This window comes from Brachybacterium sp. GCM10030252, from assembly GCF_042666535.1.
Taxonomy (GTDB): Bacteria; Actinomycetota; Actinomycetes; order Actinomycetales; family Dermabacteraceae; genus Brachybacterium.
In genome coordinates this window covers 114,433-139,987 of record NZ_JBHTDM010000007.1, presented here as the reverse complement: position 1 = coordinate 139,987, position 25,555 = coordinate 114,433, and the positions used below count along the sequence as shown (strand labels likewise).

Genomic DNA, 25,555 nt, shown 5'->3' with positions numbered 1-25,555 from the left:
GGCGTCGCTCGCCGCGGTGCGTCACTGTGAACTCGACCCCGTTCTCAGGAGGAGCGCCATGACCGACACGTCCGCGACACCGCAGCAGTTCGAGACCCTCGCCATCCACGCCGGGCAGGAGCCGGATCCGGGCTCCGGGGCTCGCGCCCTGTCGATCCAGCAGACGACGAGCTTCGTCTTCCCCAGCGCGGAATCGGCCGCGGACCGCTTCGCCCTGGCCGAGGCCGCTCCGATCTACACCCGCATCACCAATCCCACCCAGGCAGCGGTCGAGGACCGGATCGCCGCGCTCGAGGGCGGCGCGGCCGGGCTCCTGGTCGCCTCCGGCCAGAGCGCGATCAGCCTGTCGATCCTCAATCTGGCCGGCGCCGGGGACTCCGTGGCCGTCTCCCCGAGCCTGTACGGCGGCTCGTTCAACCTCTTCAAGCACACCCTGTCCCGGCTCGGGATCACCCCGCAGTGGATCGAGGACCCCACCGACCCCGAGTCCTGGCGGGCCGCGGCCGACGAGACCACCCGGGCCTTCTTCGTCGAGTCCATCCCCAACCCCAAGCACGACCTGCCCGACCTGCGCGCGATCGCCGACGTCGCGCACGAGGTCGGTGTGCCGCTGGTGGTGGACAACACGGTGGCCACCCCCTTCCTGCTGCGGCCGCTCGAGCACGGGGCGGACGTCGTCGTCCATTCCGCCACCAAGTTCCTGGGCGGCCACGGCACCTCGATCGCCGGCGTCATCGTCGACGGTGACAGCTTCGACTTCACGGCCCACGCCGAGAAGTACCCGCAGTTCACCCAGCCCGACGAGTCCTACAAGGGGCTGGTCTTCTCCACGGTGCCCGCCGCCTTCGCCACCCGCGCCCGCACCAACCTGCTGCGCGACCTGGGGCCGGCCATCTCCCCGTTCAACGCCTTCCTCATCGGGCAGGGCCTGGAGACGCTGCCGCTGCGCATGGAGCGCCACCTGGCCAACACCCGCCGGGTCGCCGCCTTCCTCGAGGCCGACGAGCGGGTGTCCTCGGTGACCTGGGCGTCGCTGGAGTCCTCGCCCTACAAGGCGACGGCGGACACGTACCTCCCCAAGGGCGCCGGCAGCGTGCTGGGCTTCGTCCTGCCCGGCGGGGTCGAGGCCGGCCGGCGCTTCGTCGACGCCCTGACCCTGCACTCCCACGTCGCCAACATCGGTGACGTGCGCTCGCTGGTGATCCACCCGGCCTCGACCACCCACGCGCAGCTGAGCGAAGCCGAGCAGCGCGCCGCCGGCGTCGAACCCGGCTTCGTGCGGCTCAGCGTCGGCATCGAGCACATCGACGACATCCTCGCCGACCTCGAGCAGGGACTGGCCGCCGTCTCCGCGTGAGCCGGCAGGGGCGGAGCACGACTGCGGCCGTTGTGCCGCCGGCCAGGCGAGCTGGATACGCTGGGCACATCATGAGCAACCAGCCCGCGCCCCTGCCGTCCGTCCCGCTCGATCGCTGGCCACCGGTGTGGACCCCGAGCGCCGTGATCTTCGACTGCGACGGGCTGCTGGTGGACACCGAAGGCCGCTGGGTGCTGCTGCAGGAGGACTACCTCGCCCGGCACGGCGCGGCGCTGGACCCGGAGGCGCGGCGCGCCCTGACCGGCCGGGCCGCCGAGATCGTCGTCCTCGCCATCGCCGAGGCCGTCGGCAAGGATCCCCAGCTGGTGGGCCGCGAGCTCCTCGAGGAGCATCGCAGCACCATCGGGGAGAAGCTCACCCCGCTGCCCGGGGCGCTCGAGACGCTGCGAACCATCGCCGGCGTGAAGCCGGTCGCCGTGGCCTCCAACTCCCCGCGGGAGATGCTGGAGGTCAAGCTGGCCGAGCTCGGCATCGCCGACGTCGTGGACGTCTCGATCGCCATCGAGGACGTCGCCGCCCCCAAGCCCTCCCCGGAGATGTACCTCGCCGCGGCGCGCGCCCTGGGGGCCGATCCCGCCGACTGCCTCGGATTCGAGGACTCGGAGACCGGGGCCGAGGCGGCACTGGCCGCCGGGCTGCAGCTGATCGCGGTCCCCTCGATCCCCGGGCAGGATCCGCGGGCCCCGCGCCGGCTCAGCTCCCTGACCGACGCGGTGCTGGCCGACTGGATCGCCGGCTGGGGGAGCACCCGATGAGCGTCGCGGCCCCGGCCCGGTTCACGGAGGCCTTCGGGGACTGGACTCCGCGGGCGGTCGTCTTCGACTGCGACGGACTGCTGCTGGACACCGAGAGGGTCTGGCAGCGCGCTCAGGACAGTGTCGTGGCCGGGGTGCAGGCGACGCTGAAGGACGAGGACCACGCCGAGCTGCACGGCTCGACCATCCAGGTCGCCGCGGCCCTGATCGCCCGCAGGGCCCGCGCCGAGGAGCAGCGGGTCCTGGACGATCTGCACCGGGAGTTCGAGCGCGAACTGGCCGGCGCGATCCGCGTGATGCCGGGCGCCGAGGAGATCGTGCGGCGGGCCGGGGCCCGCGTCCCGCTGGGATGCGCCTCGAACTCCTGGCTCGAGGCGCTCGAGCACAAGCTCACCCTCGGCGGGCTCCGAGAGCACTTCGCCGTGCTCGAGGCCTCCGACACCGTCGAACGCGGCAAGCCCGCCCCGGACATGTACGCCGCGGCGGCCCGCGCTCTCGGCGTCGCGCCGGGGGACACGCTCGCTCTCGAGGATTCCGGCACCGGCGCACGCGCCGCCCGTGACGCCGGTCTGCGTCTGATCGCGGTGCCCACTTCGGGGCACCCTGCGCCTCCGGCTGACCTGGTGCTCGAGGACTTGACCGACCCCGACCTGGCCGCATGGATCGAGACCTGGTGACCATGAGGCGAAGTCCACGCATGTCACGCCGACTGGCCACTGCCCATCGACGCGGTGTTCACTGGTCCCCATGACCACACCCTCCGACCCCTCTGCGCCGCTGACCGCCCGCGCCCACGGCTCCCCGTTGCGCGGCCGCGGCTGGCTGAACACCGGTGGCGCCGAACTCGACCTGGAGGCCCTGCGCGGCAAGATCGTGCTGCTGGACTTCTGGACGTTCTGCTGCGTGAACTGCCTGCACGTGCTCGATGAGCTGCGGCCGCTGGAGGAGAAGTGGGCCGACGAGCTCGTCGTGGTCGGCGTCCACTCCCCGAAGTTCGAGTTCGAGAAGGACCCCGACGCGCTCGCCGCGAACATCGAGCGCTACGAGGTCGATCACCCCGTCATCGACGATCCCGAGCTGGAGACGTGGACCGAGTACGGTGCCCGCGCCTGGCCGACCCTGATGGTCCTGGACACCCAGGGCCGCATCGCGGGGAACCTCTCCGGCGAGGGCCATGCCGCGAACCTCGACGCGCTCATCGAGCGGCTCGTCGGCGAGGGCGAGGCCGACGGCTCGCTGCGCCGCGGACCGGCCCCCACCGTGATCGCCGAACGGCCCCAGCAGACCCTGCGCTTCCCCTCCAAGCTCACCACCCTGCCCGATGGCCGTCTGGTCGTCTCCGACGCCGGCCAGCACCGTCTGGTGGTCTTCCAGAACGACGGCGTGACCGTCGACGAGATCATCGGCACCGGTCACCGCGGGCACGTGGACGGGGAGGGGGAGCGCGCTCAGTTCGCCGAGCCCAACGGCGTCCTCGCCCTGCCCGACGAGGTCGCCGCCGAGGTCGGCTACGACCTGCTGGTGGCCGATACCGCCGGCCACACGCTGCGCGGCGTGAAGGTCGGCCAGGACCGACTGCTGCGCTCACGGACCGCCACCGAGGTGCACACCGTCGCCGGCTCCGGAGCGCAGTGGATGCAGGGCGAGCCCCTGCCCCGCGGCGAGGGCGATGCCCGTGGGTATGCCCTCTCGACCCCGTGGGACCTGACCTGGTCGCACGTGCTCTCCCGCGCCGTGATCGCCATGGCCGGCATCCACCAGATATGGACCTTCGACCCCGTCACCGGGGCTCTGATGGTGCTCGCCGGCACCACGCAGGAGGGCCTCGTGGACGGCCCCGCCGTCACCTCCTGGTGGGCACAGCCCTCCGGGGTCGACGAGCTGCCCGACGGTCGTCTCGTCGTCGCCGATGCCGAGAGCTCGGCGGTGCGGACGCTGGACCCGCACACGATGCTCGTGAGCACCCTCGTCGGCGAGGGGCTGTTCGACTTCGGCCATGTCGACGGCCCCGCCGGTCCGGACGGCGTCGCCCGTCTCCAGCACCCGCTGGGCGTGACCGCCCTGCCCGACGGCCGGATCGCCGTGGCGGACACCTACAACGGCGCCATCCGCCTCATCGAGGAGCATTCCGGGGAGGTCGACGCCGACGGGGAGGAGACCCCGCCCGTCGCCGCCGTGACCGTCGTGACGGTCGCCACCGACCTCAAGGAGCCGTCCGACGCGATCGTCGGCCCCCCGGTCGACGGCATCGGCCAGCTGATCGTCGTCGAGTCCGGCGCCCACCGCGTCACCTGGGTCCCCGTGGCCAAGGCCGCCGAGCGGGTCATCGACGAGGGCGCCCAGCGCTCCGAACGCCCGGTGACCGAGATGGGTCCGGGCCCGATCACGCTCCGTGTGCTGTTCACCCCGCCCGAGGGCCACAAGCTCGACGACTCCCTCGGGCCCTCCACCCAGGTCACCGTGTCCACCACGCCGTCCGCCATGCTGACCAGCGGCGGAGGGGTCGACACGCCCCTGGAGCGCACGATCGAGCTGGATCCCGCCTACGGTGAGGGCGTTCTGCACGTCAATGCGCGCGCCGCATCCTGCGATGCCGACCCCGCCGTCGAGTTCCCCGCCTGCCACATGCACCAGCAGGACTGGGGAGTCCCGATCCGGATCGTCGAGGGCGCACCCACCCACCTGGATCTGTCCCTGCTCGCCTGAGTCGCCACAGGCCGACTCCACCGAGCCCCGTCGTCGGAAGCATCTCTCTTGGATCTGATCACGCAATTCCCCCTGGGCGACGACATCGCCGTGACCCTGCTGGTGCTGGGGGTGCTCTCCCTGGTCGCCCTGGTGGCCGGAGCCGTCGTCCCCAGCCGCCTGCGCCGCGACGAGGACAGCCCCGAGGTCGACGCCGGGCTCGGACGTCGCCTGGGCGTGCATCTGGCCTCGTCCGGCTCGATCATCCTGTGGGTCGGCGTGCCCGCCGTGGTGCTGCTCTACCTGGTCCCGGGCTCGACGGATGACCGCATCCTGCGCTCGGTGATGATGCTGGTGGGTCTTCTGCTCGGCCCGCTCGCCGCCTGGCGCGGCCTCGCGATCCAGCTCGCCGCGCTCGGGGTCGATGCGGAGCGACGCCCCGCGCTGATCAACCGCCTCGGCGCCCTGACGGTCACGGGCGCGCTCGCGCTGGCGATCCTGCCGGTCGCCATCGTCGTGTGGTTCACCCACGCCAGCGGCTCGGCCGCGCTGATGGCCCTGGCCGGGGGCGCCGCGATCTCGGCGTTCGCGATCCGGGTGGCTGCCGCGCCGCTGGACACCGCCGCCTCCGCCTCCGCGATCCTCGTGGGGACCGACGAGCACGAGATCGCCGCCGACGACACCGACAACCTCGGCGCACCCCATCTGCGCACCTCCCGCATGTTCCGCCGCGGGGCCGCTCTCAGCGCCGACCTGGTGGCTCTGGCCACCGCGGGCGCCGCCGTCGGCGTCATCCTCGGCGTGCCCGTGCTGGCCGCCGAGGGCATCCTGGTGGTGCTGCTCGCCCTCGGAGTGGCGATGCTCGCCGCCGGTGCGAGCGCCGTCATCCCGCACCTGGGCGGGCCCGGCCGCGAGCGCAGCGCTCTCCAGCTGGGCGGGCTGATCCCCGCCGTGCTCGGCGGCGCCGGCACCGTCGTCGCCGCTGCCCTGTGGCTGCCCTCGCAGTACAAGGACCTGCGATTCGTCCAGGCCGGCATGGAGAACTTCACCGACCAGGCCGTGGCCGGGCCCGACCCGCTGCCGCGCGAGCAGCTCGAGCCGCAGATCGAAGAGGCCGTGGGCGACATGGGCCAGTGGGTCTCCCAGACCGACGACTCCCGGGACGCGGGAGCCTTCCTCGACGTGCTGACCCTGTACACGGTCTCCCCGAGCGCCGTGGTCGCCGCGGCCCTGGGCCTCGGCGTGCTCGCCGCGCTCGCCGTGGTGGTCCTCCTCGGCGGCACCGGCCACCGGTTCGGGGGCACCGTGCTGCGCGCGGCCCGCACCAGCCGCACCGGTGGGGCGCTCGGCGTCACCGCGGGCCTGGGCTCGACCGCCCTGGTCGCCGCCGGCTCCCTCGCCCTGATGCTGATCGTCGGCGCCGTGCTCAACGTGCTCAGCGCCGGCGTGCCCGGCCTCGCTCTCGCTCTGCTGGCCTACGCCGGGCTCGGCGCCCTGGTGGTGGCCGCGGGGTACGCCGGTTCGCTGATCGCGCCGACCCTGGTGGACCGCCCCGAGGCCGAGCGCGGCCTGCGCGATGCCGGCGCCACCTCCGCCACCGGGCCGCGCGGCGTGCTGCTGCTGGCAGGCTGCCTCACCGGCCTGGCGGCGCTGGGTCCCATCGTCACCGCGCTCCAGGTCGCCCCGCGTGCGGCGACCGTGTGGGAGGACCGCACCCTGCACGCCCTCACCCCGCTCTCCCTGCCGCTGCTGGGCGGAGTCGGACTGGGCGCGGTCACCGTGCTGCTCGTGACCGCGTCGCTGCTGGACGGCGCCCGCCGGCTCGGCGCGAACGCGGTCGTCGAGACCCGAGCCTCGATCCTCGAGAACCGCAGCGGGGTGGCTCTGCCCGACATGCCCGAGATGGTCCGGCGCGCCGTGCTGACCCCGGTCGTGCTGATCGTGCTGATGCCGCTCGTCGCCGGGTTCGGACTGGGCGCCGCCGCGCTGCCGGGCCTCGTGGTCGGTGTGGTCCTGACCGCCACCGGACTGGGCCTGTGGTCGCTGGGCTCCGCATCCACCATGGACAGCGCAGCGGCGGTGATCGGCCAGGGCCGCTACGGCGGGCCGGGCTCGTGGGGGCATTCCGGGGCTCTCGGCGGCGCCGTGCTGACCGGCACCCTGCGCGCCGCGGTCGGCTCTGTGGCCCTGCCGCTGCTGCTGGCCACGTCCGTGCTCTCCGCGCTCGCGGTCAGCTCCGTGGTGAGCATGAGCACCGACGGCACCAGCCCCTACCTGCGCTGGGGCATCGCCGTGATCGCGCTGATCATCGTGCTGACCTGCTGGGTGATCGCTGCGACCGCTCCGGAGGTCGACCTCGAGGACGGGGAGGGCGAGATCTCCCGCCCGCTGTTCGCCCGCGACGAGGAGGAGGCTACGGACACCCTGGACGCGATGGACTGGGAGGACGACGCCGAGAACGTCGACCAGGTCCCGGTGGCCGCCGCGCCCGCCCGTTCCAAGCGCAGCAAGCGCCGCAAGGGCAGTGGGAAGGCCTCCGCAGGCACCGGGGAGAAGAACAGGAGCTCGGACTCGGCCTTCGACTGAGCCACGTCCCGATGATGACGGTGGCGGCGGCCCCCTCGGGGTCCGCCGCCACCGTCATGTGTCGGCGCCGAGGCCCCGCAGCACGAACTGCTCCAGAGCGGGCCGCGAGAACCGGCGCGCGGCAGAGCCCACCAGCAGCGCGTTGATGATCCGCACGGTGGCATCGACATCGAGATCCGCCGCGAAGTCACCCTGGTCCACACCCTCGCGCACGATCCCGCGCAGCACGTCCTCGATCATCAGTACGTGCTCGCGCATGCGCGCCGCGGTCTCCTCGCTCAGCGACGTCGCGCCCGCCGAATGGGGCATGTGGAACGAGACCGTCAGCTCGAGCTGGGTGCGCACATACGCGACCGCCGCATCACGCGGGGAGGCGGAGTCGCTCACCCCCGCCCGCAGCTGCGCGATGTAGTCGGCGGTCTCATGGATCGCGTACTCCACCAGCAGGGTCTCGCGGTCCGGGAAGTGGTTGTACATCGCGGTGCGGCCGACTCCGGCCGCACCGGCGATCTTCGAGAGCGTGATCGATTCGAAGTCCTGGGTCTCCAGCAGCTCGGCGAGTGCGGCGAATATCTTCTCGCGGGTGCGTTCGCGGTGCTCCTCGAGCGACCCTCCGATGATCTTGGGCATGACGCATTCTTACACCCCGACAGATCCCGGGGGCCAGACCATCGGCCGGCCGCGTGCGCTGGTCATGCCGCTACCGCGCCGGGAGGTGCGATGAGACGGACCCGTTCCTGGATCCGTTCAGGGAATGATCGCGTCGACGTAGCCGCCGTCGACGCGCACCGTGCCGCCGGTGGTGGCGGAGGCCAGCGGCGAGGCGAGGTAGACGACCATGTTGGCGATCTCCTCGGGTTCGATGAGTCGCTGGATCAGGGACTGCGGGCGGTATTCGCGCATGAACCGGCGCTGGGCCTCGTCCCACGGCAGCTCATCACCGACGAGGGAGCGCGCGAACTCCTCGACGCCCTCGGTGTGGGTGGGCCCGGCCATGACGGCGTTGACGGTCACGCCCGAGCCGGCGGCCGTCTTCGCGAAGCCGCGCGAGGCGCCCAGCAGAGCCGTCTTCGAGGTGCCGTAGTGGATCATCTCGGCGGGGATCGCGAGGGAGGAGTCGGAGGCGATGCTGAGCACGCGCCCCCAGCCGCGGTCCATCATCGCCGGCAGCAGCATCCGCGTCAGGCGGATCGCGGAGAGGACGTTGACCTCGAAGTACCGCCGCCACTGCTCGTCATCGATCTCGAGCGCGTCCATGGACTCGAAGATGCCGAGATTGTTGACGAGGATGTCGACCTCTCCGGCGGATTCGGCCAGCTCCTGCGCACCGTCCGACGTGGCGGCATCCGCGACCACGCCCCGGGCCGACCCCGGACCGCCATGTTCCTGGATCCGCGCCACGGCGCGCTCGAGGGAATCCGGAGTGCGGCCGTTGACGACCACCTGGGCGCCGGCCCGGGCGAGCCCGTCGGCGATCGCGAGGCCGATCCCGCCGGACGAGGCCGTCACCAGTGCAGTCCTGCCGCTGAGGTCGATGTGCATATCTGCGCCTCCCACGTTCCGAGTTGTCTCTCGAGTCGTACGGGGCCATCACATCACGCGATGCGGCCGACGGGGGAGGTGAGCAGCGGTGCTCGGCCTGATGGCCGGTGGGACGGGCCGCGCCTCGCCGGCGGGCAGCCGTGCCCGGCCGGCGGGGAACACATGAGAGCGGGTGACGGGAATCGAACCCGCGCTGTCAGCTTGGGAAGCTGAAGTTCTACCATTGAACTACACCCGCGAATCGCCGCGACCGGCATCGTGTCCCCGTCGGGGATCATCGCCGCCTCAGCGAACGCACGCCAGCATAACCCGTCCGCCGCGGTGCTCGCGAACCGGGAGGACAGACCGTGACCGGCCTGACGCACCCGCGAGGGCGGCCCGGGGGCGCCCGGTGCTGCGAGGGCGCCCGTCGGCGCGGAGACGCCCGTCGGCCGGCGGGGGGTCCGCTGGGACACGGTGCCGTCTCCGGTGCGCGGCGGTTAGGCTGACGCCGTGCTGTTGAGCGATCGTGATATCCGGGGCCAGATCGAGGCCGGGCGAGTACGCCTGGATCCTTTCGACGACGCCATGATCCAGCCGGCGTCCGTGGACGTGCGGATAGACCGCTACTTCCGATTGTTCGACAACCACAAGTACGCGATGATCGACCCCGCCGTGGAGCAGGCCGAGCTCACCCGGGAGGTCGCGGTCGCCCCCGAGGAGCCGTACATGCTGCACCCGGGGGAGTTCGTCCTGGCTTCCACCTATGAGCAGATCACGCTGCCGGAGGACGTCGCCGCCCGGCTGGAGGGCAAGAGCTCGCTAGGTCGCCTGGGCCTGCTCACGCATTCGACCGCCGGGTTCATCGACCCGGGCTTCCAGGGGCACATCACCCTGGAGCTGTCGAATATGGCCACGCTGCCGGTGGCGCTGTGGCCCGGCATGAAGATCGGTCAGCTGTGCTTCTTCCGCCTCTCCAGTCCGTCGGAGCGGCCCTACGGCAGTGCGGGCAACCTCAACCGGTACCTCGGCCAGCGGGGCCCCACCCCGTCGCGCTCGGCCCGGAACTTCCACCGCACCCGGATCTCCGTGGAGGAGGACCAGTGAGCGACGCCGGCGTTCCCGACGCGGACCGCACCGGTCACCGCCTCCAGCTTCCCCGCGACACCGTTGCAGCGGATGTGCTGGCCATGGTGCGCAACGTGCGCCCGCACGCCGAGCTCGACGAGGACGGTGTCATCGACCTCGGCGAGGACGTCCGCCTGCTGCCGGACCGTTCGCCGCGCGGCGCGGGCCGCTGGACCGTGGACACCCCGCGGGTGCGTGAGGATCCGGTGCCCGACGGGTTCAGCGATTCCCACGGCTACGGGCGGGCGTTCCCGGACGGCCTGCCGTTCGGCGTGGAGCGCCGGGCTCTGGACCTGGCCTGGTCGCTGGGTCGCCGGCTGTTCGGGGCGGTGGTCACCGACGGCGGCGTCCGCCTCGAGCCGCACCCCTTCCACGTGCGGGACCTGACCGTGGTCAGCCCCCATGCCCTGGCACCGGAGTCCCTCGCCCAGCTGCTGGCGCCGCTGGAGCCGGAGGCCGAGCTCGACGAGGTGCCCGAGGAGACCCCGCGCAGCGGCTACAGCCTCACGATCCCGCTGCCGGCCGGCGATGAGATCGCCGTGCGGGTGGGCCGCAGCTCGCGGCCCACGGCGCTGGCCGCCCTCGGCTGGCTGGACGACGCGGTCGACTACGCGCTGGTGCATCTGCCCGCTGACGACGGGGAGGACGAGATCGAGATCCCCGACGCCGAGACGGCGGAGCGCTGGTCCCTCGCCTACCGGCGCATCGGGCTGATCGCCGGTCTGCTGACCGAGACCGTCGGCGGCTACGTCGTGGACCTCGAGGGCTTCCTCGTCGACCCCGCGGACCTGGCCTGACCCGACCCGGAACGCGGCCGGCACGACCGGTCGCCGGCCCGTGGATCGACCGGCTCCCTCGACCTCAGGAGCGGGCGGGCTCCGTGAACGCGGCGGGCGCCTTCCCGGCGGCGCCGAGCCGGATCGGCAGGAAGGCGACCAGGCCCACCGTCATCACCAGCACGATCCCCAGGATGCCGGTGCGGGTGTCCTGGAAGATCGCGACCGTGGCGGCGAACGCGGCGGTCCCCAGGAACCCGAGGGCCCGGCCGGTGGTCGCGTACAGGCCGAAGTTCTCGGTCTCGCGGCCGGGCCGGGACAGGCGCGTCAGCAGGTTCCGCGAGGCGGACTGCACCGGGCCGACGAACAGGCAGATGGCCAGGCCGGCCACCCAGAACACCAGCGTCGAGCCGAAGAACAGCACCACCAGGCCCAGCACGATGATCCCGAGGCAGCCGGCGATGATCACCGGCCGCGGGCCGACGCGGTCGTCGACCCGCCCGCCGAGGAAGACGCCGCAGCCGGCCACCAGGTTCGCGGCGATGCCGAAGACGATGATGCCGACGGTGTCGAAGCCGTAGGCGTTGGCCGCGAGCACCCCGGCGATGGAGAACACGGCCCCCAGGCCGTCACGGTAGATCGCGGAGGCCACCAGGTACTGCAGCATCACCGGCTCCTCGCGGAATGCGCGGAGCACGCGACGCACGATGCTCGCGTACCCCTGCAGGGGCGTCCACCTCTGGCCGGGGGCGGAGGCACGGTGCGCGGGCGCCCAGATCATCAGCGGCAGCGTGCCGATCAGGATCCAGGCCGCGACGAACAGCGGGATCGCCCGCAGGTTCCAGCCCTCGTCCCCGGTGATCCCCAGCAGGCCGGTGCCGGGCATCACGAACAGCACCAGCACCAGCCCCAGGCACACGATCGAGCCCCAATAGCCCACGGCCCACGCGGTGCCGGAGACGCGGCCGCGGTTGTCCGGGGTGGAGATCTCCGGCAGCACGGAGTTGACGAACACCCCGGCGAGCTCGCTGAAGACCACGGCCAGCGCGATCAGCACCGCACCCAGCGTCAGGAAGTCCGAATCCAGGGCCACCAGCGGCATCAGCGCGATCGTGGCCACCGTGGCCAGGGTGGTGATGCGCAGCAGCGCGTTGCGGGCGCCGCCGCTGTCGGCGAGATTGCCCAGCAGCGGTGCGAGCAGGGCGATCGCCACGGCCCCGATCGACTGCCAGGTGGTGAGGACCTGGGACCCGTGGTCCTGAGCGGCCTTGACCGCCTCCTCGCCGACGGCGCCCTCCGCGGCGACCGCGCTGGCGACATAGGTGGCGAAGACGAAGGTGAGGATCACGGAGCTGAAGGCGGACATCCCGCCGTCCCACAGCGCGAAGGAGACGACCGAGCGACGGAGGGAGCGAGGGGCGGTGTCCGGCGCGACCGGGTCGCGGTCGGGCGGAGTGGTGACCATGCACTCACTCTACGGAGCCGGCGGCGGGCGTGAGCGCAGGTCCGCCGTCGACTCTCGGAGAACTCTGAACGCGCTCCCGTAGAATGCCGGGAGCCCCTCTTCCGCGCACACGATGGACGGAGACTGCGTGTACACGATGCTCCTGGCCTATCTGGTGGCCGCCCTTCTCGGGCCGGGGCTGGTGCGGGCGATGGGGCGCGGAGCCTTCTTCCTCCTGGCCGCGGTGCCGGGCGCCTCGGCGGTGTGGCTGGCCACGATCGACCCGGCCGCCCTTCCCGAGGCGCCGCTGGACGCGTCGGTGCCCTGGGTTCCGGCACTCGGCATCGACCTCGCCTTCCGCCTGGACCCGCTGAGCTGGGTGATGGCGATGATCGCCACCGGCATCGGAGCGCTGGTACTGCTCTACTGCGCGCGGTACTTCCAGGACAACGAGCCGGGACTGGGCCGATTCGCGGGAGTGCTCACGGCGTTCGCGGGCGCGATGGTGGCCCTGGTGCTGGCCGACGACGTGCTGGTCCTCTACACGTTCTGGGAGCTGACCACCGTCTTCTCCTACCTGCTGATCGGTCACTATCAGGACAAGCAGGCCTCGCGCCGGGCGGCGCTGAACGCCCTGATCTCCACCACCGCGGGCGGTCTGGCGATGCTCGTGGGGCTGCTGATGCTCGCCGCCGCGGCCGGGTCGCTGCGGATCTCGACCATCGTGGCCGCGCCGATCTGGGCCGACGCGGGGCCGGGCCTCGCCCTGGCCGTGCTGCTGATCCTGGCGGGGGCCGCGACCAAATCGGCACTGGTGCCCACGCACTTCTGGCTGCCCGGAGCGATGGCGGCGCCCACGCCGGTCTCCGCATATCTGCATGCGGCGGCCATGGTCAAGGCCGGCATCTATCTGATCGTGCGGCTGGGTCCGGCACTGACCCACCTGGAGGCGATCAGCGTCCTGATCGCCGTGCTCGGGGCCGCCACCATGCTGCTCGGCGGCTGGCGCGCGCTGCGCCAGACCGACCTCAAACTGCTGCTGGCCTACGGCACCGTCTCCCAGCTCGGCTTCCTCTCGGCCGTGGCAGGCCTGGCCACTCACGACGCGCTGCTGGCGGCGATGGGCATGCTGGTGGCCCACGCCGTGTTCAAGGCGCCGCTGTTCATGGTCGTCGGGATCATCGACAAGAAGTTCGGCAGCCGCGACCTGCGGATCCTCTCAGGGGTGTGGAGGGTCGCGCCGGTGGTCGCCCTGATCGGCGTGGTCTCCGCCGCGTCGATGGCTGCGGTGCCGCCGCTGTTCGGCTTCGTCGCCAAGGAGGCGCTGTACGCCGCGCTCTGGGAGGGCGGGGGCTGGCGTCGGCTGCTGCTGGCCGCCCTGGTCGCCGGTTCCATCCTGACCGTCGCGTACTCCTGGCGCTTCGTGGCCGGTGCCTTCGGGGTCGCTCCGGGCGCCCCACCGGTCCAGCGCGCGAGGATCCCGGCGCTGTTCTGGCTGCCGCCCGCGGTCGTCGCCCTGGGATCCGTCGCGCTGGCGGCGGCCTCGGGACGGGTCGAGGAGATCGTCGCCGCGGTGGCCGCCGCTGTGCCCGCGGCCGGGGAGACCGTGCACCTGGCGGTGGTGCCGTCCCCGGGGGTGCCCCTGCTGGCCTCGGTGCTCACCCTCGGCCTCGGGGTGGTGCTGTGCGTGGCCGCCAGGCCTTTCGCGAGGTTCCAGAAGCAGGTCTCCCCGCAGCGCTGGGCCGGGGAGGAGGCGCTGGACCGGATCGACGCCGAGCGCGGGTTCCGACGGCTGCTGCGCAAGATCGACTCCCTCTCGGTCGCCGTCACCCCGCTGTTCCAGAGGGGCTCGCTGCCCTACACCCTGGGCACGATGCTGCTGGTGCTGATCGCAGTGGTCGTGCCCGTGGCGATCACGCTGACTCCGGTGCCGACGAATCTGGTGCTGTTCCACCACCCCCTCGAACTGATCGTGCTGCCGGTCGCGGCGCTCGCCGCCGTGGGGGCGGCCCGTTCCCGTCGTCGCCTGCGGGCGGTGTTCCTGATCTCCGTGACCGGGTACGCGGTGGCGATGCTGTTCCTGGTCGCCGGCGCCCCGGACGTCGCCACCACGCAGGTCCTGGTCGAGACCGCGATGACGGTGGTGCTGGTGCTCGTGCTGCGCCGGCTGCCGATCCACTTCTCCCGCCGGCCCCTGCGGATCGGGGCGTGGGGACGCTGGGCCATCGCGGTCACGACCGCGGTGGTGCTGTGCGGGGCGACCCTCTACGGCGCCGCCGCCCGCTCCGGCCCGGCGCTCGGGCCGGGCCTGATCGAGGCCGCCTACGAGATCGGCGGGGGCCACAACGCCGTCAACGTGGCGCTGGTGGACGCCCGCGTGTGGGACACCATGGGCGAGATCGCGGTGCTGCTCGTGGTCGCCACCGGAGTCGCCTCGCTGGTCTTCGTCACCCGGCGGGAACCGTCCATCTCCCGGGTGCGGGACCTGGACCCGCGCGCCTCCATCTGGCGGCGCCGCTCCGATGCCGCCCTCCCGCAGAACGCGCTGGACTTCGACGCCCGCCCGGACGACGTCGCCGGGGGTAACCGCTGGCGCACCTGGCTCTCGGCCGGCCTCACCCTGGCCCCCGAGCGGCGGATGGTGATCCTCGAGGTGGTCACCCGCATCGCCTTCCCGCTGATGATGATGTTCTCGCTGTACCTGCTGATGGCCGGCCACAACCATCCCGGCGGCGGGTTCGCCGGCGGCCTGGTGGCGGGCCTCGCCCTGGCCCTGCGCTACCTGGCCGGCGGCCGCTACGAGCTCTCCGAGGCGGCACCGGTCCAGGCCGGCTTCGTCCTGGGCAGCGGGATGGTGCTGGCCGTGGCCGCCGGGGCGCTGCCCGTGCTGCTGGGCGGGAGCGTCTTCGCCACGGCGACGCCCGTGCTCGAGGTGCCGCTGCTGGGCGAGGTCCACCTGCCCAGCGCCCTCCTGTTCGACACCGGGGTGTACCTGGTGGTGGTCGGGGTGATGCTCGACTTCCTGCGCTCCCTGGGCGCCCAGATCGATCAGCAGCAGGAGGCCGAGTCCGATGCCGGTTAGCCTCACTCTGCTGCTGATCGCCGGGGTGCTCATCGCCTGCGGCGTCTACCTTGTGCTCGAGCGCACCCTGACCCGCGTGGTGCTGGGCTTCGTGCTGCTGGGCAACGGCGTGAACGTGCTGTTCATCGTCGCCGCCGGCGAACCCGGCCGGCCCCCGTTCCAGGGCAGCGGCGAGGCGGAGACCATGACGGACCCGCTGCCGTTCGCGATGGTGCTTACCGCGATCGTGATCTCCCTGGGGATGACGGCCTTCGGGGTGGCCCTGGCCTACCGGGCCTGGCAGCTGTTCGGCCACGACGAGGTGCCCGACGACGTCGAGGACCGCCGCGTGCTGCGGCGCAGCCGCCGACGCGCGGAGGGGAGCGAGGACCTGCCGTGGTCCCAGGTGCTCTCCGAGGAATCCCGGCGCGGTGCGCTCATGCACTCCCAGGGCTTCGCCCCCTCCGGCGGGGATCCGTTGGGCTCGGACCTCACCGGGGCCCAGGACGTCCCGCAGGATCACACCGAGGCCGACGAGGGCGAATCACGGGCGCCCCGGCCGGCCGTGCGCCGTCGGGGCCCGCGCCGCGCGCACCACGCGGCCGACGCCCCGGGGGCGGGCCCGGCGACGGACCCGGAGTCGGACCTCGGCCACGGGACGGGCGCTGATCCCGGAGCCGCCCCCGGCACAGGCCCGGGCACCGACCCCGGCACAGACCCCGGCACAGACCCCCGCACAGGCCCGGACGCTGCCTCGAGGCCCCACGCGCCGGGCCGCGAGCACACCGACGGAGAGGAGGAGTGAGCATGGAACTGCTCCTCGCGCTGCCGGTGATGCTGCCCCTGGGCGGTGCCGCCGTGACCCTTCTGCTGCGCCACCACGCCCGCGTCCAGCTGTGGCTGACGATCCTCACGCTGGTCGCCATCCTCGTCGTCTCCCTGGTGATGGGCTACCACGTCACCCAGGACGGCGTGCTCGTCCTCCAGATCGGCAACTGGACGCCGCAGCTGGGCATCGTCCTGGTCGCCGACCGGCTGACCGCCCTGATGCTGCTGGTCTCCAGCTTCGTCACCCTCGCCGTGCTCGTGTACTCCAGCGCGCAGGCCGTCAGCGAGAACTCCGGCCGCACCCCGGTGGCGATCTACCACCCCACCTACCTGGGCCTGGTCGCCGGGGTGTCCATGGCGTTCCTCGCGGGAGACCTGTTCAACCTCTACGTCGGCTTCGAGGTGCTGCTGGCGGCGAGCTTCGTGCTGCTGACCCTGGGCGGTTCGGCCAGCCGCACCCGCGCCGCGACCACGTACGTGATCGTCTCCCTGCTCAGCTCGGTGATCTTCCTGGCGGCGATCGCCGCGGTGTACGCCGCGGCCGGCACCGTGAACATGGCCGAGCTCGCGGTGCGCCTGGACGTGCTGGACTTCGGGACCCGCATGATCCTGGAGCTGATGCTGCTGGTCGCGTTCGCGATCAAGGCCGCGATCTTTCCCCTCAGCGCCTGGCTGCCGGACTCGTACCCGACGGCGCCCGCGCCCGTGACCGCCGTGTTCGCCGGGTTGCTCACGAAGGTGGGCATCTACGCGATCGTGCGCCTGGAGACGCTGCTGTTCCCCGCCTCCCAGATCCAGAACCTGCTGCTGGCCGCGGCCGGGCTCACCCTGCTCGTCGGCATCCTCGGCGCCGTGGCCCAGACCGACCTCAAACGCGTGCTGTCCTTCACGCTGGTCTCCCACATGGGCTTCATGCTCTTCGGCATCGGGATGAGCACCCTGATGGGGATGGGGGCGGCGATCTACTACATCGCCCACCACATCACCGTCCAGTCCACGCTGTTCCTGGCGGCGGGACTGATCGAGCACCGCGGTGGGACGACGAACCTGGTCAGGCTGGGCGGGCTGGCGCGGCTGGCCCCGCTGATCGCGGTGCTGTTCTTCGTCCCGGCCATGAACCTCGCCGGCATCCCGCCGCTGTCCGGATTCCTCGGCAAGGCCGGGCTGATCCAGGCCGGCCTCGACTACGGGGCCCCCGGGCAGATCCTCGTGGCCATCAGCGTGGTCACCAGCCTGCTGACTCTGTACGCGATCGCGAAGATCTGGAACCGTGCGTTCTGGCAGGAGCCGGGGGAGGAGGTCCTCTCCCGCGAGGTGCGCACGCCGCGCGTGATGACCGGCGCGACGGCGGCACTGGTGGGCTTCTCGCTGCTGCTGACGGTGCTGGCGGGGCCGCTGATGGACTACTCGACCGAGGCGGCGCGCACGGTGCTCTCGAGGGCCCCGTACGTCGGGGCCGTGCTCGGGGACGAGGCCGCGAGCGACCTGGTCTACCGGATCGACGACGAGGGCCGGAAGGTGGAGGAGCGATGACCGGACGCCTGCGCGACCTGCTCGGCTCCTGGCTGTGGATCCTCATCTCCGTGGCGCTGTGGTGCCTGCTGTGGGGCGGTTTCGGCCTGCAGAACGTCCTCGGCGGCCTGCTGGCCGCGGTGCTGGTGTTCGCCTTGTTCCCGATGCCGCCGACCGGGCACGAGCTGACCCTGCGCCCGCTGCGCTTCGCCTACTTCGTGCTGCGCTTCCTGGCGGATCTGTGCGTCTCCGCGGTCGAGGTGGGCTGGTACGCGGTCCGGCCCCAGCCTCCGCCGCCGAGCTCGGTGATCGCCGTGACGATGGCCTCGCGCTCGGACTTCTTCCTCACCGCCACCGGCGTGCTGTGCACTCTGATCCCGGGCTCGGTGGTGGTCGAGGCGCAGCGCGCGACCGGCATGTTGTTCCTTCACACCATCGGGGCCGGCACGCCCGAGGAGGTCGAGCGGGCCCGTCGCACCGTGCGCGCGCAGGAAGCACGGCTGCTGCGGGCCGTCGGCCGCCGCCAGGTGCTCGAGGATGCGGGGCTGCGATGAGTCCCTTCGATCTGATCCTCGTCATCTATGGGGCGATCCTGTCCCTGACCGCGCTGAGCGTCGTCTACCGCATGATCGTCGGCCCCACCATCCTCGATCGCGCCGTCTCCACGGATTCCCTGGTCGTGCTGGTCGTGATCGGCATGGCCGTGTATACGGCACATGTCCGGGCGGCCTGGGCGGGACCGGCCATGCTGGCCCTGACCGGGCTCGCCCTGATCGGCACCGTCACCTTCGCCCGCTTCGTCGCGCGCGAGGAGCCCATGCAGGGCACGCGGCGCCGCCACCAGGAGGAGCCGCACACCGACACGGGCCCGCTCGATGCCATCCACGTCGATCACCGCGATGGAGCCTCCGGCCGTCCCGTCGGCTCTCAGGGCGCGGCCGACGGCCCCCAGGGCGTCGGCGCCACGGACTCCGCCGGCTCGCTCGGCGCGGACGCCGAGGGATCCGTCAGCTCGCTCAGCACCATCCCGGAGGTGGCATCGCCGGCGAACACGTTCGATCTCGAGGACGGTCAGGACGCCGCCCTGGAGGTGGGCGAGGCCGAGCGCGGGTTCGAAGCGGAGGACGGTTTCGGCCTCGAGGACGGGCCAGGCCCGCAGCGCGGCGCCGGGACCGAGGACGGGGCTCTCGCCGACGACGAGGACTGGGGTTTCGGAGCAGACCGGTCGCAGGGGGAGGGACGATGACCATCGTGGAGACCATCGCCGCCGTGCTGATCGGCGCCGGACTGGTGCTGGCCGTGCTGGCCGCGATCGGGCTGAACCGGTTCGACGGCGTGCTCATGCGCCTGCACGCCGCCTCCAAGCCGCAGACCCTGGGCCTGATCCTCGTCTTCTCGGGGGCCGCCCTGGTGTCGCGGTCCTGGTCGCTGGCCGCCTTCTTGCTGGTGGTGCTGCTCGCGCAGATGCTCACGGTGCCCGTGGCGAGCGTGATGGTCGGTCGTGCCGCCTTCCGCCGCGGCTTCGTGCGCGGCGGGGACTACGCGATCGACGAGCTCAGCCCGCGCCTGGCCTCCCCGTCGGACGAGGACGACGACGAGGACGGATTCCTCGACGAGGCCGGCGACGACCACGAGAGCATGGCCGACGGGGGACGCTTCCCCGAGAACGTCGGCGTCTCCACGGCGGACGCGGTCACCGACCGCAACTGGCAGGAGCCCGAAGCCGGTGCGGAGGACGTCGAGGACTCCGAGGTCATCGACGTCGACCTCGAGGACGAGACCGAGCGGGAGGCCGTGGAGGTCGCCGAGCGCGACCGCCGTCGCTGAGCGCGTCCGACGTCGCTGAGCGCGACCGTCGCCATCGGGCGACCGGGCTCCGTCGTCGACGCAGCGCGATCCGGGCTCTCGCCGGCCGGACGAGCTCAGAAGAGCCCGACGGACTCCCCGGTCTCGGTGACGCCCATCCGCAGCGCGGCCGGTTCCTTGGGCAGCCCGGGCATGGTCATGATCGATCCGGTCAGCGCGACCACGAACCCGGCCCCGATCTTCGGCACCAGATCGCGCACGTGCAGCACATGGCCGGTGGGCGCCCCGAGCAGGGTGGGATCGTCGGAGAGGGAGTACTGGGTCTTGGCGACGCACACCGGCAGGGTGTCCCAGCCGTTGCGCTGGAGCATCTTCAGCTGCGCCGGGGCGCGGTCCTCGAAGACGACGTCGTCGGCCCCGTAGATCTCGCTGGCCAGGGTGCGCAGCGAGGCTTCGATGCCGTCGGCCGGATCGTAGAGCGGGCGGAAGCCCGTCTCATCCGTCCCGGTCGTGTCGCCGCGGGCCGCGTCGATCGCAGCGAGCACCTCGTCGGCCACGGCGAGACCGCCCTCACCGCCGCGGGCCCACACCTCCGACAGCGCCGCGTGGAAGCCCTGCTGCCGGGCCCAGTCCAGGACGGCCTCCAGCTCGGCCTCGGTGTCGGTGGGGAAGCGGTTCAGTGCGACGACGGGCTCCAGGCCGAACTTCCGGAGGTTCTCGACGTGGCGGGCGAGGTTCGAGGTGCCCGCCAGGGCCGCCTCGATGTTCTCGGTGGCGAGGTCATCCTTGGCCACACCGCCGTGAATCTTCAGCGCCCGCACCGTGGCCACGACCACCACGGCGTCGGGCGTCAGGTCACCCAGGCGGGCTTTGATGTCCAGGAACTTCTCGGCGCCCAGATCCGAGCCGAAGCCGGCCTCGGTCACCGTGATCTCGGACAGCGACAGCGCCAGCCGGGTTGCGGCCAGGGAGTTGCAGCCGTGGGCGATGTTCGCGAAGGGACCTCCGTGCACCAGTGCCGGGGTGCCGCCGAGGGTCTGGACCAGGTTCGGCAGCAGGGCGTCCTTGAGCAGCATGGTGATGGCGCCGGCCACCCCGAGGTCGGCGACGGTGACCGGCGCCCGGCCCCTGGTGAAGCCCACCACGATCCGGCTGATGCGCGCTTCGAGGTCCGCGAGATCGGTGGCCAGGCAGAGGATCGCCATGATCTCGGAGGCGACGACGATGTCGAAGCCGTCCTCGCGCGGCACGCCCTGGCTGGGGCCGCCGAGGCCCACCACGATCTCTCGCAGCGCGCGGTCGTTGACGTCCACGACCCGCTTCCACTGGATGCGGCGCGGGTCGAGGTCCAGCTCGTTGCCCTGCTGGATGTGGTTGTCCACGAGGGCGGCCAGTGTGTTGTTGGCGATCTGGATCGCGTGGAAGTCGCCAGTGAAGTGGAGATTGATGTCCTCCATCGGCACCACCTGCGAGTAGCCGCCGCCGGTGGCGCCGCCCTTGATGCCCATGATCGGTCCCAGCGCCGGCTCGCGCAGCGCGACCATCGTCTGGAGCCCCTTCAGGGAGAACGCATCGGCGAGGCCGACGGTCGTGGTCGATTTGCCCTCGCCGGCCGGGGTGGGGGACATGGCCGAGACCAGCACCAGCTTCGGGGAGCGCGCCGCCTCGGGGCCGGGGGCGCTCATCCGGCGGATGTCGACCTTGGCCTTGTTCGTGCCGTAGGGAACGAGAGCCTCGTCGGGGATCCCGGCCCGCGCGGCGATCTCGGTGATGGGTTGCAGGGTCGCAGCTTGTGCGATCTGGAGATCCGGGTTCTCGGCAGACATCGTTGTCGTCCTCCCAGCAGGTTCGGCGTGCCCGGGATCGTGCCCGGTTGCTCAGCCCAACTGTACGGGCGGTGCTCCCCGTGCGTCACGAGATCCCGGGGGCTGGGTAGGGTGTCTCCTCATGAGCGATGCGAGCGACTGGGTCACGGTGACCCGCGAGGACGGCGAGACGGTCGGCTACCTCGAGCCGCTCACCGACGACTACGACGTCGTCCAGCCTCGCAGCCTGCTCGGACACTGCCTCGGCGAGCCCGTGGAGTTCGTCGCGGGCGAGGAGCTCGTCGAGCAGCAGGGACTGTGGGAACTCGCCGAACAGTGGGTGCTGGACGCGGACACCGACGACGAGATCACTGGGCTGACGATCGTCGAGCTCTCCCCGCGCGGCGTGGTGCTGGCCGACTACCTCGCGACCAAGGGCCTGATGGGCACCGACAGCCTGCACGTGCGGTGGCCCGACACGGAGCGGCGCCTGCGGCGGCAGTGACCCGCGAGTGACGCTCAGACGTAGCGACGGACTGCCTCTCGGATCGCTTCCGCATGCGCGTAGATCTCGTCGAGGGAATCGATGGCATGGCGAGTTTCGACCTTCGACTCATCGAGAAGTCCGAGATACTTCTGCTTGGTGTTGAAGTGGAGCCGGGCGATCGGGCGCCGATTGTTGTCGTCGATGAGGATCGCGAAGTACGACTTCTGGTCGCGGTGGACGATGCGTTGAGGCTTTACCTCGCTGCAGGCGATGGCTTTGACGATCTGATAGCCCTCGAGCTCCTCAAGGGTGGTCTCGATCTCGGTATCCCGCGACAGGTCGCTCTCTGCCACGGGCTCGGAGGACACCTCAGCAGTGGTGTGCTCGGTGACCGGCGCTACAACGCCCGCCCCGAGCGCTGTCTTGAGCCGATCATTGACCTGCTCCGTGAGGAATTGCTTCGAAGCTTTCGCGACGAGGCCTGTGAACTGTTCCCGTACCTTGGCCGTGAACATGCCGTCGTACACGCGCGTCGTGAAGAAGCGAACCCAATCATCCGTGGGATCGCGAAACTGCGAAGCGATCTCTCGCCTCAGTGCGCCGACATACTTCAGCTCTTCGGCAGCGTTGATGATGGAGTCCAGGTCGAAGCTCTCCTTGCTGAGCTTCTGGATCTCGGGGATCAACGTCTCATCGATGTCCAGCAGATCAAGCACGAGGAAGGGCTTCGCGTCCATCTTGTTCGGAGCGTCTAGATCCGTATAGAAGTGCCAGACCACGCCGTTGGTGAGCACTGCGAGGCGGGCGTTGGTCGTTGCGAAGTAGCGGAACAGCTGAGAAGCGTGCTCAAGAGTGAGGGCACCCAAAGAGGCCTTGCACTCGATGAGGATCTGCACCTCGCCGTCGCGGACGATCGCATAGTCGATCTTCTCGCCACGCTTCGTGCCCACATCGGCCGTGAACTCCGGGACGACTTCCAGCGGATTGAAGACGTCGTAGCCCAGGATCGTGGCGATGAACGGCATGACGAAAGCGTTCTTGGTCGCCTCCTCAGTGCCGATCGCGTCAGCTTGGTTCCGTACCTTCGTAGCTAACGCCTCGAGACGCTCATGAAACTCCATGGCCATTCCTCTCCCTGATAAACCGGACTCCCGTAGTTGCCGGTGCGCATCCGATCATATGGGGACGGACCGACAAACACGGCCAAAACGGTCGCGTGGGCATCGTGGCGCACGTGCGAACTTGGGGTCCCGCCATGATGTAACGGGGCCTGCCCGGCGGGCTGCCTGTTCAGAGGTCGGCGACGCGATCGCGCAGGATCGCGACCCCTTCGCCGGACAGTTCATCCAGCGCGCTCGGACGTCCGGCCATCGCGAGAACCAGCGCGAGGGAGTTCCCCGTGACCATGGGGCCGTCCCCGGTGCGCAGCTGCCCGTCGTTCGATTCGAGACGCAGCCCCTTGGTGAGCGTTCGGCTGTTGACGGCGAAATCCGTGCGGGCGAAGAAGGCGGCGACCGCTTCGACCGCCTCCCGGGAGGGGAGGAGGTGTAGGCCCAGCGGGCGGGCGATGTCCTGAGAGTGCACGACGACCTCGCCGAGTGCTCCCTGCTGCGACCCCAGCGGCGCGGCGGTCGTGGTGCTCGCGCGGCGGAAAGTGGCGAGAGTCTCGGTCGGGGTCGCGCCCCGATGCTTCTCGAGCAGCCGCCGATTGTGACGGTCCGTGTCGAACCGGGAGGCGACCATGTTCGCCAGCCAGGGGACGGTGGAGGTGCGGGCCGCGGCGGTGAGGTGGGCCAGGACGTCCTCGACCGTCCATCTGTCGCACAGCGAGGGGGTGTTCCAGGCGTCGTCAGGCAGGTCGGAGAGCGATTCCGCGAGAGCGGCTCGTTCAGCGTGGATGAGGGGCCAGAGGCCGCGGTTGCTCACGCTGGTCACGCTATGGCTACTCCGTGCCCTGCACAAGGGTGCGCATGCCGGCAGAGGCTCGCGATCCCAAAGTGAACCAAGGCGGTGTACATAATCTAGTTAGTGTGGTTCGCTGGCTCGGTCCGGTTGGTCAGCTTCGACGGTTCCCTTCGGGGACAAGGTGGGCAGGATGCGCAAACTTCTGGTTCTTGCGGCGGTAGGGCTGCTGGCCCAACTCGTCGACGGATCGCTCGGAATGGCCTATGGCGTCACGTCCTCGACCATGCTGCTGGCAGTGGGGATCGCCCCGGCCGCTGCCTCGGCGGCGGTGCACTTCTCGGAGATCGGCACGTCGCTGGTCTCCGGGATCTCGCACCACAAGCTGGGCAACGTCGACTGGCGGACGGTGGCGATCCTCGCCGGCCCCGGATTCGTCGGCGCCTTCGCCGGTGCCACGTTCCTCTCCAGCCTGGACGGAGCAGTCGCGAAGCCGTGGGTCGCGGGCCTGCTGCTCCTGCTGGGTCTCTACGTGCTCTGGCGCTTCCTCGTCCTCGGCGGGCGCCGGCCTGTCTTCAAGGCCCGCCCGGGGTCGGGGATGCTGGTTCCGATGGGCCTGGTCGGCGGCACCCTGGACGCGGTCGGGGGTGGCGGATGGGGGCCGGTGGGGACCACCACGCTGCTGTCCTCGGGGCGTCTGGAGCCGCGCAAGGTGATCGGCTCCATCGACACCAGCGAGTTCCTGGTCGCCGTCGGCGGCTCGCTCGGCTTCCTCATCGCGCTCGGCTCGCAGGGGATCGAATGGGCGATCGCCGGCGCCCTGCTCGCCGGCGGTGTGATCGCCGCCCCCATCGCCGCCTGGCTGGTGCGGATCCTCCCTGCGCGGGTCATCGGCGTCGCAGCCGGCGGGCTCATAGTGCTCACGAACGTCCGCACCATCGCCGGCACCCTCGGGATCACGGGCAGTGCGGCCACGGTGCTCACCGTGGCCGTCGCTGCCGCATGGCTCCTCGCCATCGCGTGGGCCGTGCGCCAGGAGCGCACCGCCAGAGCTGCGGAGGCCGCCGAGGCGGGGCTGATCGCAGCATGATCCGTCGGCTCTGCGAAACTGGGCGCTATGAGGGTCTCCACCAAGTCCGACTACGCGCTGCGCGCGCTGATCGAGATGGCCTCGGGGGATCCGAGCCGGGGTCCGCTCAGCGCTGAGGTGCTCGGGAACGACCAGGACATCCCTCGCGGGTTCCTGCTGACCATCCTCGGAGACCTCCGACGGGCAGGACTCGTGCAGTCACAGCGCGGCCCGGCCGGCGGATGGCGGCTGGCCAAGCCGGCGGACGAAGTCAGCGTCGCGGACGTGATCCGGGCTGTCGACGGACCGCTGGTGTCGGTGTACGACCAGCGCCCCGAAGCCGTGGCCTACAACGGGAACGCGGCACCCCTGCAGCGGGTGTGGATCTCGGCCAGGCATGCACTGCGGAGCGTCTTCGAGCACGTGTCCATCCAGCAGCTGGCCGACGACGACCTGCCCGACGAGGTCACCCGGCGCACCGAGGACGAAGACGCCTGGCGATCGCACTGACGGCGGCGGCCCCTTCGGCCTGGACGGCCGCGCTGATCGTGACCCGTCGGCCTGGACGACAGAAGGGACGATCCGCAGATCGTCCCTTCCTGTGGTGGCTCCGACCGGCGTCGATCCGGTGACCTTTCGATTTTCAGTCGAACGCTCTACCAACTGAGCTACAGAGCCGTGACCGCCGAAGCGGCCGAGGACAAGGTTAACAGGCCTCGAGGGGTGGACCCAACCCGGGCTGCGCGGTGAGAGCGACGCCACGGGCAGGGCCGCAGGTCCCGACGGCCGAGGCTGGGGCGGCAGAGGACGTG

General features: G+C 71.3%; 22 protein-coding genes and 2 tRNA genes. 16 read left to right on the top strand and 8 right to left on the bottom strand.

Annotated elements, in window-relative coordinates:
• Window positions 1–58 precede the first annotated feature (58 nt).
• The 5 genes from ACFQRJ_RS06995 to ACFQRJ_RS06975 all read left to right on the top strand — a co-directional run bounded on the left by ACFQRJ_RS06995 (window position 59) and on the right by ACFQRJ_RS06975 (window position 7,404).
• Window positions 59–1,357, top strand: coding sequence for an O-acetylhomoserine aminocarboxypropyltransferase/cysteine synthase family protein (locus ACFQRJ_RS06995; protein WP_377018263.1), 1,299 nt, complete (start codon window positions 59–61; stop codon window positions 1,355–1,357).
• A 71-nt stretch (window positions 1,358–1,428) separates the two neighbouring features.
• Complete coding sequence (locus tag ACFQRJ_RS06990; RefSeq protein WP_377018262.1) at window positions 1,429–2,133, top strand: HAD family hydrolase; 705 nt, start codon at window positions 1,429–1,431, stop codon at window positions 2,131–2,133.
• Complete coding sequence (locus tag ACFQRJ_RS06985) at window positions 2,130–2,810, top strand: HAD family hydrolase (protein ID WP_377018261.1); 681 nt, start codon at window positions 2,130–2,132, stop codon at window positions 2,808–2,810. Before ACFQRJ_RS06990 ends, ACFQRJ_RS06985 begins: the two co-directional genes overlap by 4 nt.
• 70 nt (window positions 2,811–2,880) lie before the next feature.
• Window positions 2,881–4,839, top strand: a complete 1,959-nt coding sequence (locus ACFQRJ_RS06980; protein WP_377018260.1) for a thioredoxin-like domain-containing protein — start codon at window positions 2,881–2,883, stop codon at window positions 4,837–4,839.
• A 48-nt stretch (window positions 4,840–4,887) separates the two neighbouring features.
• Window positions 4,888–7,404, top strand: coding sequence for a pyrophosphatase (locus tag ACFQRJ_RS06975; RefSeq protein ID WP_377018259.1), 2,517 nt, complete (start codon window positions 4,888–4,890; stop codon window positions 7,402–7,404).
• 54 nt (window positions 7,405–7,458) lie between these two features.
• Here ACFQRJ_RS06975 and ACFQRJ_RS06970 read toward each other — a convergent pair whose 3' ends face one another.
• From ACFQRJ_RS06970 to ACFQRJ_RS06960, 3 genes are all read right to left on the bottom strand, one after another.
• Window positions 7,459–8,034 (bottom strand): TetR/AcrR family transcriptional regulator, encoded by a 576-nt coding sequence (locus tag ACFQRJ_RS06970; protein WP_377018258.1) that lies wholly within the window; start codon window positions 8,032–8,034, stop codon window positions 7,459–7,461.
• A 117-nt stretch (window positions 8,035–8,151) separates the two neighbouring features.
• Window positions 8,152–8,946, bottom strand: coding sequence for an SDR family NAD(P)-dependent oxidoreductase (locus tag ACFQRJ_RS06965; protein WP_377018257.1), 795 nt, complete (start codon window positions 8,944–8,946; stop codon window positions 8,152–8,154).
• 167 nt (window positions 8,947–9,113) lie between these two features.
• A tRNA-Gly gene (locus tag ACFQRJ_RS06960) sits at window positions 9,114–9,184 on the bottom strand.
• 254 nt (window positions 9,185–9,438) lie between these two features.
• Between ACFQRJ_RS06960 and dcd the strand changes: the two genes are divergently transcribed.
• Together dcd and ACFQRJ_RS06950 are read left to right on the top strand one after the other, a co-directional pair.
• Complete coding sequence (gene dcd / locus ACFQRJ_RS06955; protein WP_377018256.1) at window positions 9,439–10,032, top strand: dCTP deaminase; 594 nt, start codon at window positions 9,439–9,441, stop codon at window positions 10,030–10,032.
• Entirely contained in the window at window positions 10,029–10,850 is an 822-nt protein-coding gene (locus ACFQRJ_RS06950; RefSeq protein ID WP_377018255.1) for a hypothetical protein, read from the top strand. Before dcd ends, ACFQRJ_RS06950 begins: the two co-directional genes overlap by 4 nt.
• 64 nt (window positions 10,851–10,914) lie before the next feature.
• Here ACFQRJ_RS06950 and ACFQRJ_RS06945 read toward each other — a convergent pair whose 3' ends face one another.
• On the bottom strand, window positions 10,915–12,294 hold the full coding sequence (locus ACFQRJ_RS06945) for an MFS transporter (protein ID WP_377018254.1): 1,380 nt from the start codon (window positions 12,292–12,294) through the stop codon (window positions 10,915–10,917).
• Window positions 12,295–12,430: 136 nt separating this feature from the next.
• On the opposite strand from ACFQRJ_RS06945, the gene ACFQRJ_RS06940 reads away from it, so the two are divergent.
• Genes ACFQRJ_RS06940 through mnhG form a run of 6 tightly spaced genes read left to right on the top strand, consistent with a single transcriptional unit; the run spans window position 12,431 to window position 19,501 of the window.
• Complete coding sequence (locus ACFQRJ_RS06940) at window positions 12,431–15,355, top strand: Na+/H+ antiporter subunit A (protein ID WP_377018429.1); 2,925 nt, start codon at window positions 12,431–12,433, stop codon at window positions 15,353–15,355.
• Window positions 15,345–16,139 (top strand): Na(+)/H(+) antiporter subunit C, encoded by a 795-nt coding sequence (locus ACFQRJ_RS06935; protein ID WP_377018253.1) that lies wholly within the window; start codon window positions 15,345–15,347, stop codon window positions 16,137–16,139. The genes ACFQRJ_RS06940 and ACFQRJ_RS06935 overlap by 11 nt, the downstream gene beginning before the upstream one ends.
• A gap of 2 nt (window positions 16,140–16,141) precedes the next feature.
• A complete protein-coding gene (locus ACFQRJ_RS06930; protein ID WP_377018252.1) occupies window positions 16,142–17,695 on the top strand; it encodes a Na+/H+ antiporter subunit D in 1,554 nt (517 codons plus the stop codon).
• On the top strand, window positions 17,692–18,228 hold the full coding sequence (locus ACFQRJ_RS06925; RefSeq protein WP_377018251.1) for a Na+/H+ antiporter subunit E: 537 nt from the start codon (window positions 17,692–17,694) through the stop codon (window positions 18,226–18,228). Before ACFQRJ_RS06930 ends, ACFQRJ_RS06925 begins: the two co-directional genes overlap by 4 nt.
• Window positions 18,225–18,920 (top strand): hypothetical protein, encoded by a 696-nt coding sequence (locus tag ACFQRJ_RS06920; protein ID WP_377018250.1) that lies wholly within the window; start codon window positions 18,225–18,227, stop codon window positions 18,918–18,920. Before ACFQRJ_RS06925 ends, ACFQRJ_RS06920 begins: the two co-directional genes overlap by 4 nt.
• The gene (gene mnhG / locus ACFQRJ_RS06915) at window positions 18,917–19,501 is read left to right on the top strand and encodes a monovalent cation/H(+) antiporter subunit G (protein ID WP_377018249.1); all 585 of its coding nucleotides are present in this window, start codon (window positions 18,917–18,919) and stop codon (window positions 19,499–19,501) included. The genes ACFQRJ_RS06920 and mnhG overlap by 4 nt, the downstream gene beginning before the upstream one ends.
• A gap of 95 nt (window positions 19,502–19,596) precedes the next feature.
• On the opposite strand, the gene ACFQRJ_RS06910 is transcribed toward mnhG, so the two are convergent.
• Window positions 19,597–21,306 carry a formate--tetrahydrofolate ligase gene (locus tag ACFQRJ_RS06910; protein ID WP_377018248.1) on the bottom strand — a complete coding sequence of 570 codons (1,710 nt, stop codon included), beginning with the start codon at window positions 21,304–21,306 and terminating at the stop codon, window positions 19,597–19,599.
• Window positions 21,307–21,427: 121 nt separating this feature from the next.
• Between ACFQRJ_RS06910 and ACFQRJ_RS06905 the strand changes: the two genes are divergently transcribed.
• Window positions 21,428–21,790 carry a serine/threonine protein phosphatase gene (locus tag ACFQRJ_RS06905; protein WP_377018247.1) on the top strand — a complete coding sequence of 121 codons (363 nt, stop codon included), beginning with the start codon at window positions 21,428–21,430 and terminating at the stop codon, window positions 21,788–21,790.
• Between the two features lie 14 nt (window positions 21,791–21,804).
• Here ACFQRJ_RS06905 and ACFQRJ_RS06900 read toward each other — a convergent pair whose 3' ends face one another.
• Together ACFQRJ_RS06900 and ACFQRJ_RS06895 are read right to left on the bottom strand one after the other, a co-directional pair.
• Window positions 21,805–22,893: a type I restriction endonuclease gene (locus ACFQRJ_RS06900; protein ID WP_377018246.1), complete on the bottom strand. Its 1,089-nt coding sequence runs from the start codon at window positions 22,891–22,893 to the stop codon at window positions 21,805–21,807.
• 169 nt (window positions 22,894–23,062) lie between these two features.
• On the bottom strand, window positions 23,063–23,698 hold the full coding sequence (locus tag ACFQRJ_RS06895) for a maleylpyruvate isomerase family mycothiol-dependent enzyme (RefSeq protein ID WP_377018245.1): 636 nt from the start codon (window positions 23,696–23,698) through the stop codon (window positions 23,063–23,065).
• Window positions 23,699–23,867: 169 nt separating this feature from the next.
• Between ACFQRJ_RS06895 and ACFQRJ_RS06890 the strand changes: the two genes are divergently transcribed.
• Entirely contained in the window at window positions 23,868–24,764 is an 897-nt protein-coding gene (locus ACFQRJ_RS06890) for a sulfite exporter TauE/SafE family protein (protein ID WP_377018244.1), read from the top strand.
• Window positions 24,765–24,791: 27 nt separating this feature from the next.
• On the top strand, window positions 24,792–25,253 hold the full coding sequence (locus tag ACFQRJ_RS06885; protein WP_377018243.1) for an RrF2 family transcriptional regulator: 462 nt from the start codon (window positions 24,792–24,794) through the stop codon (window positions 25,251–25,253).
• Between the two features lie 92 nt (window positions 25,254–25,345).
• Here the strand turns inward: ACFQRJ_RS06885 and ACFQRJ_RS06880 are convergent.
• Window positions 25,346–25,421 (bottom strand) — tRNA-Phe (locus ACFQRJ_RS06880).
• Window positions 25,422–25,555: the final 134 nt, after the last annotated feature.

Bases quoted from the DNA above. Each gene is read 5' to 3' on its own strand.
- ACFQRJ_RS06995 (WP_377018263.1), top strand. From the start codon at position 59: ATGACCGACACGTCCGCGACACCGCAGCAGTTCGAGACCCTCGCCATC.
- ACFQRJ_RS06990 (WP_377018262.1), top strand. From the start codon at position 1,429: ATGAGCAACCAGCCCGCGCCCCTGCCGTCCGTCCCGCTCGATCGCTGG.
- ACFQRJ_RS06985 (WP_377018261.1), top strand. From the start codon at position 2,130: ATGAGCGTCGCGGCCCCGGCCCGGTTCACGGAGGCCTTCGGGGACTGG.
- ACFQRJ_RS06980 (WP_377018260.1), top strand. From the start codon at position 2,881: ATGACCACACCCTCCGACCCCTCTGCGCCGCTGACCGCCCGCGCCCAC.
- ACFQRJ_RS06970 (WP_377018258.1), bottom strand. From the start codon at position 8,034: ATGCCCAAGATCATCGGAGGGTCGCTCGAGGAGCACCGCGAACGCACC.
- ACFQRJ_RS06965 (WP_377018257.1), bottom strand. From the start codon at position 8,946: ATGCACATCGACCTCAGCGGCAGGACTGCACTGGTGACGGCCTCGTCC.
- ACFQRJ_RS06945 (WP_377018254.1), bottom strand. From the start codon at position 12,294: ATGGTCACCACTCCGCCCGACCGCGACCCGGTCGCGCCGGACACCGCC.
- ACFQRJ_RS06940 (WP_377018429.1), top strand. From the start codon at position 12,431: ATGCTCCTGGCCTATCTGGTGGCCGCCCTTCTCGGGCCGGGGCTGGTG.
- ACFQRJ_RS06935 (WP_377018253.1), top strand. From the start codon at position 15,345: ATGCCGGTTAGCCTCACTCTGCTGCTGATCGCCGGGGTGCTCATCGCC.
- ACFQRJ_RS06930 (WP_377018252.1), top strand. From the start codon at position 16,142: ATGGAACTGCTCCTCGCGCTGCCGGTGATGCTGCCCCTGGGCGGTGCC.
- ACFQRJ_RS06925 (WP_377018251.1), top strand. From the start codon at position 17,692: ATGACCGGACGCCTGCGCGACCTGCTCGGCTCCTGGCTGTGGATCCTC.
- ACFQRJ_RS06920 (WP_377018250.1), top strand. From the start codon at position 18,225: ATGAGTCCCTTCGATCTGATCCTCGTCATCTATGGGGCGATCCTGTCC.
- mnhG (WP_377018249.1), top strand. From the start codon at position 18,917: ATGACCATCGTGGAGACCATCGCCGCCGTGCTGATCGGCGCCGGACTG.
- ACFQRJ_RS06910 (WP_377018248.1), bottom strand. From the start codon at position 21,306: ATGTCTGCCGAGAACCCGGATCTCCAGATCGCACAAGCTGCGACCCTG.
- ACFQRJ_RS06905 (WP_377018247.1), top strand. From the start codon at position 21,428: ATGAGCGATGCGAGCGACTGGGTCACGGTGACCCGCGAGGACGGCGAG.
- ACFQRJ_RS06900 (WP_377018246.1), bottom strand. From the start codon at position 22,893: ATGGAGTTTCATGAGCGTCTCGAGGCGTTAGCTACGAAGGTACGGAAC.
- ACFQRJ_RS06890 (WP_377018244.1), top strand. From the start codon at position 23,868: ATGCGCAAACTTCTGGTTCTTGCGGCGGTAGGGCTGCTGGCCCAACTC.
- ACFQRJ_RS06885 (WP_377018243.1), top strand. From the start codon at position 24,792: ATGAGGGTCTCCACCAAGTCCGACTACGCGCTGCGCGCGCTGATCGAG.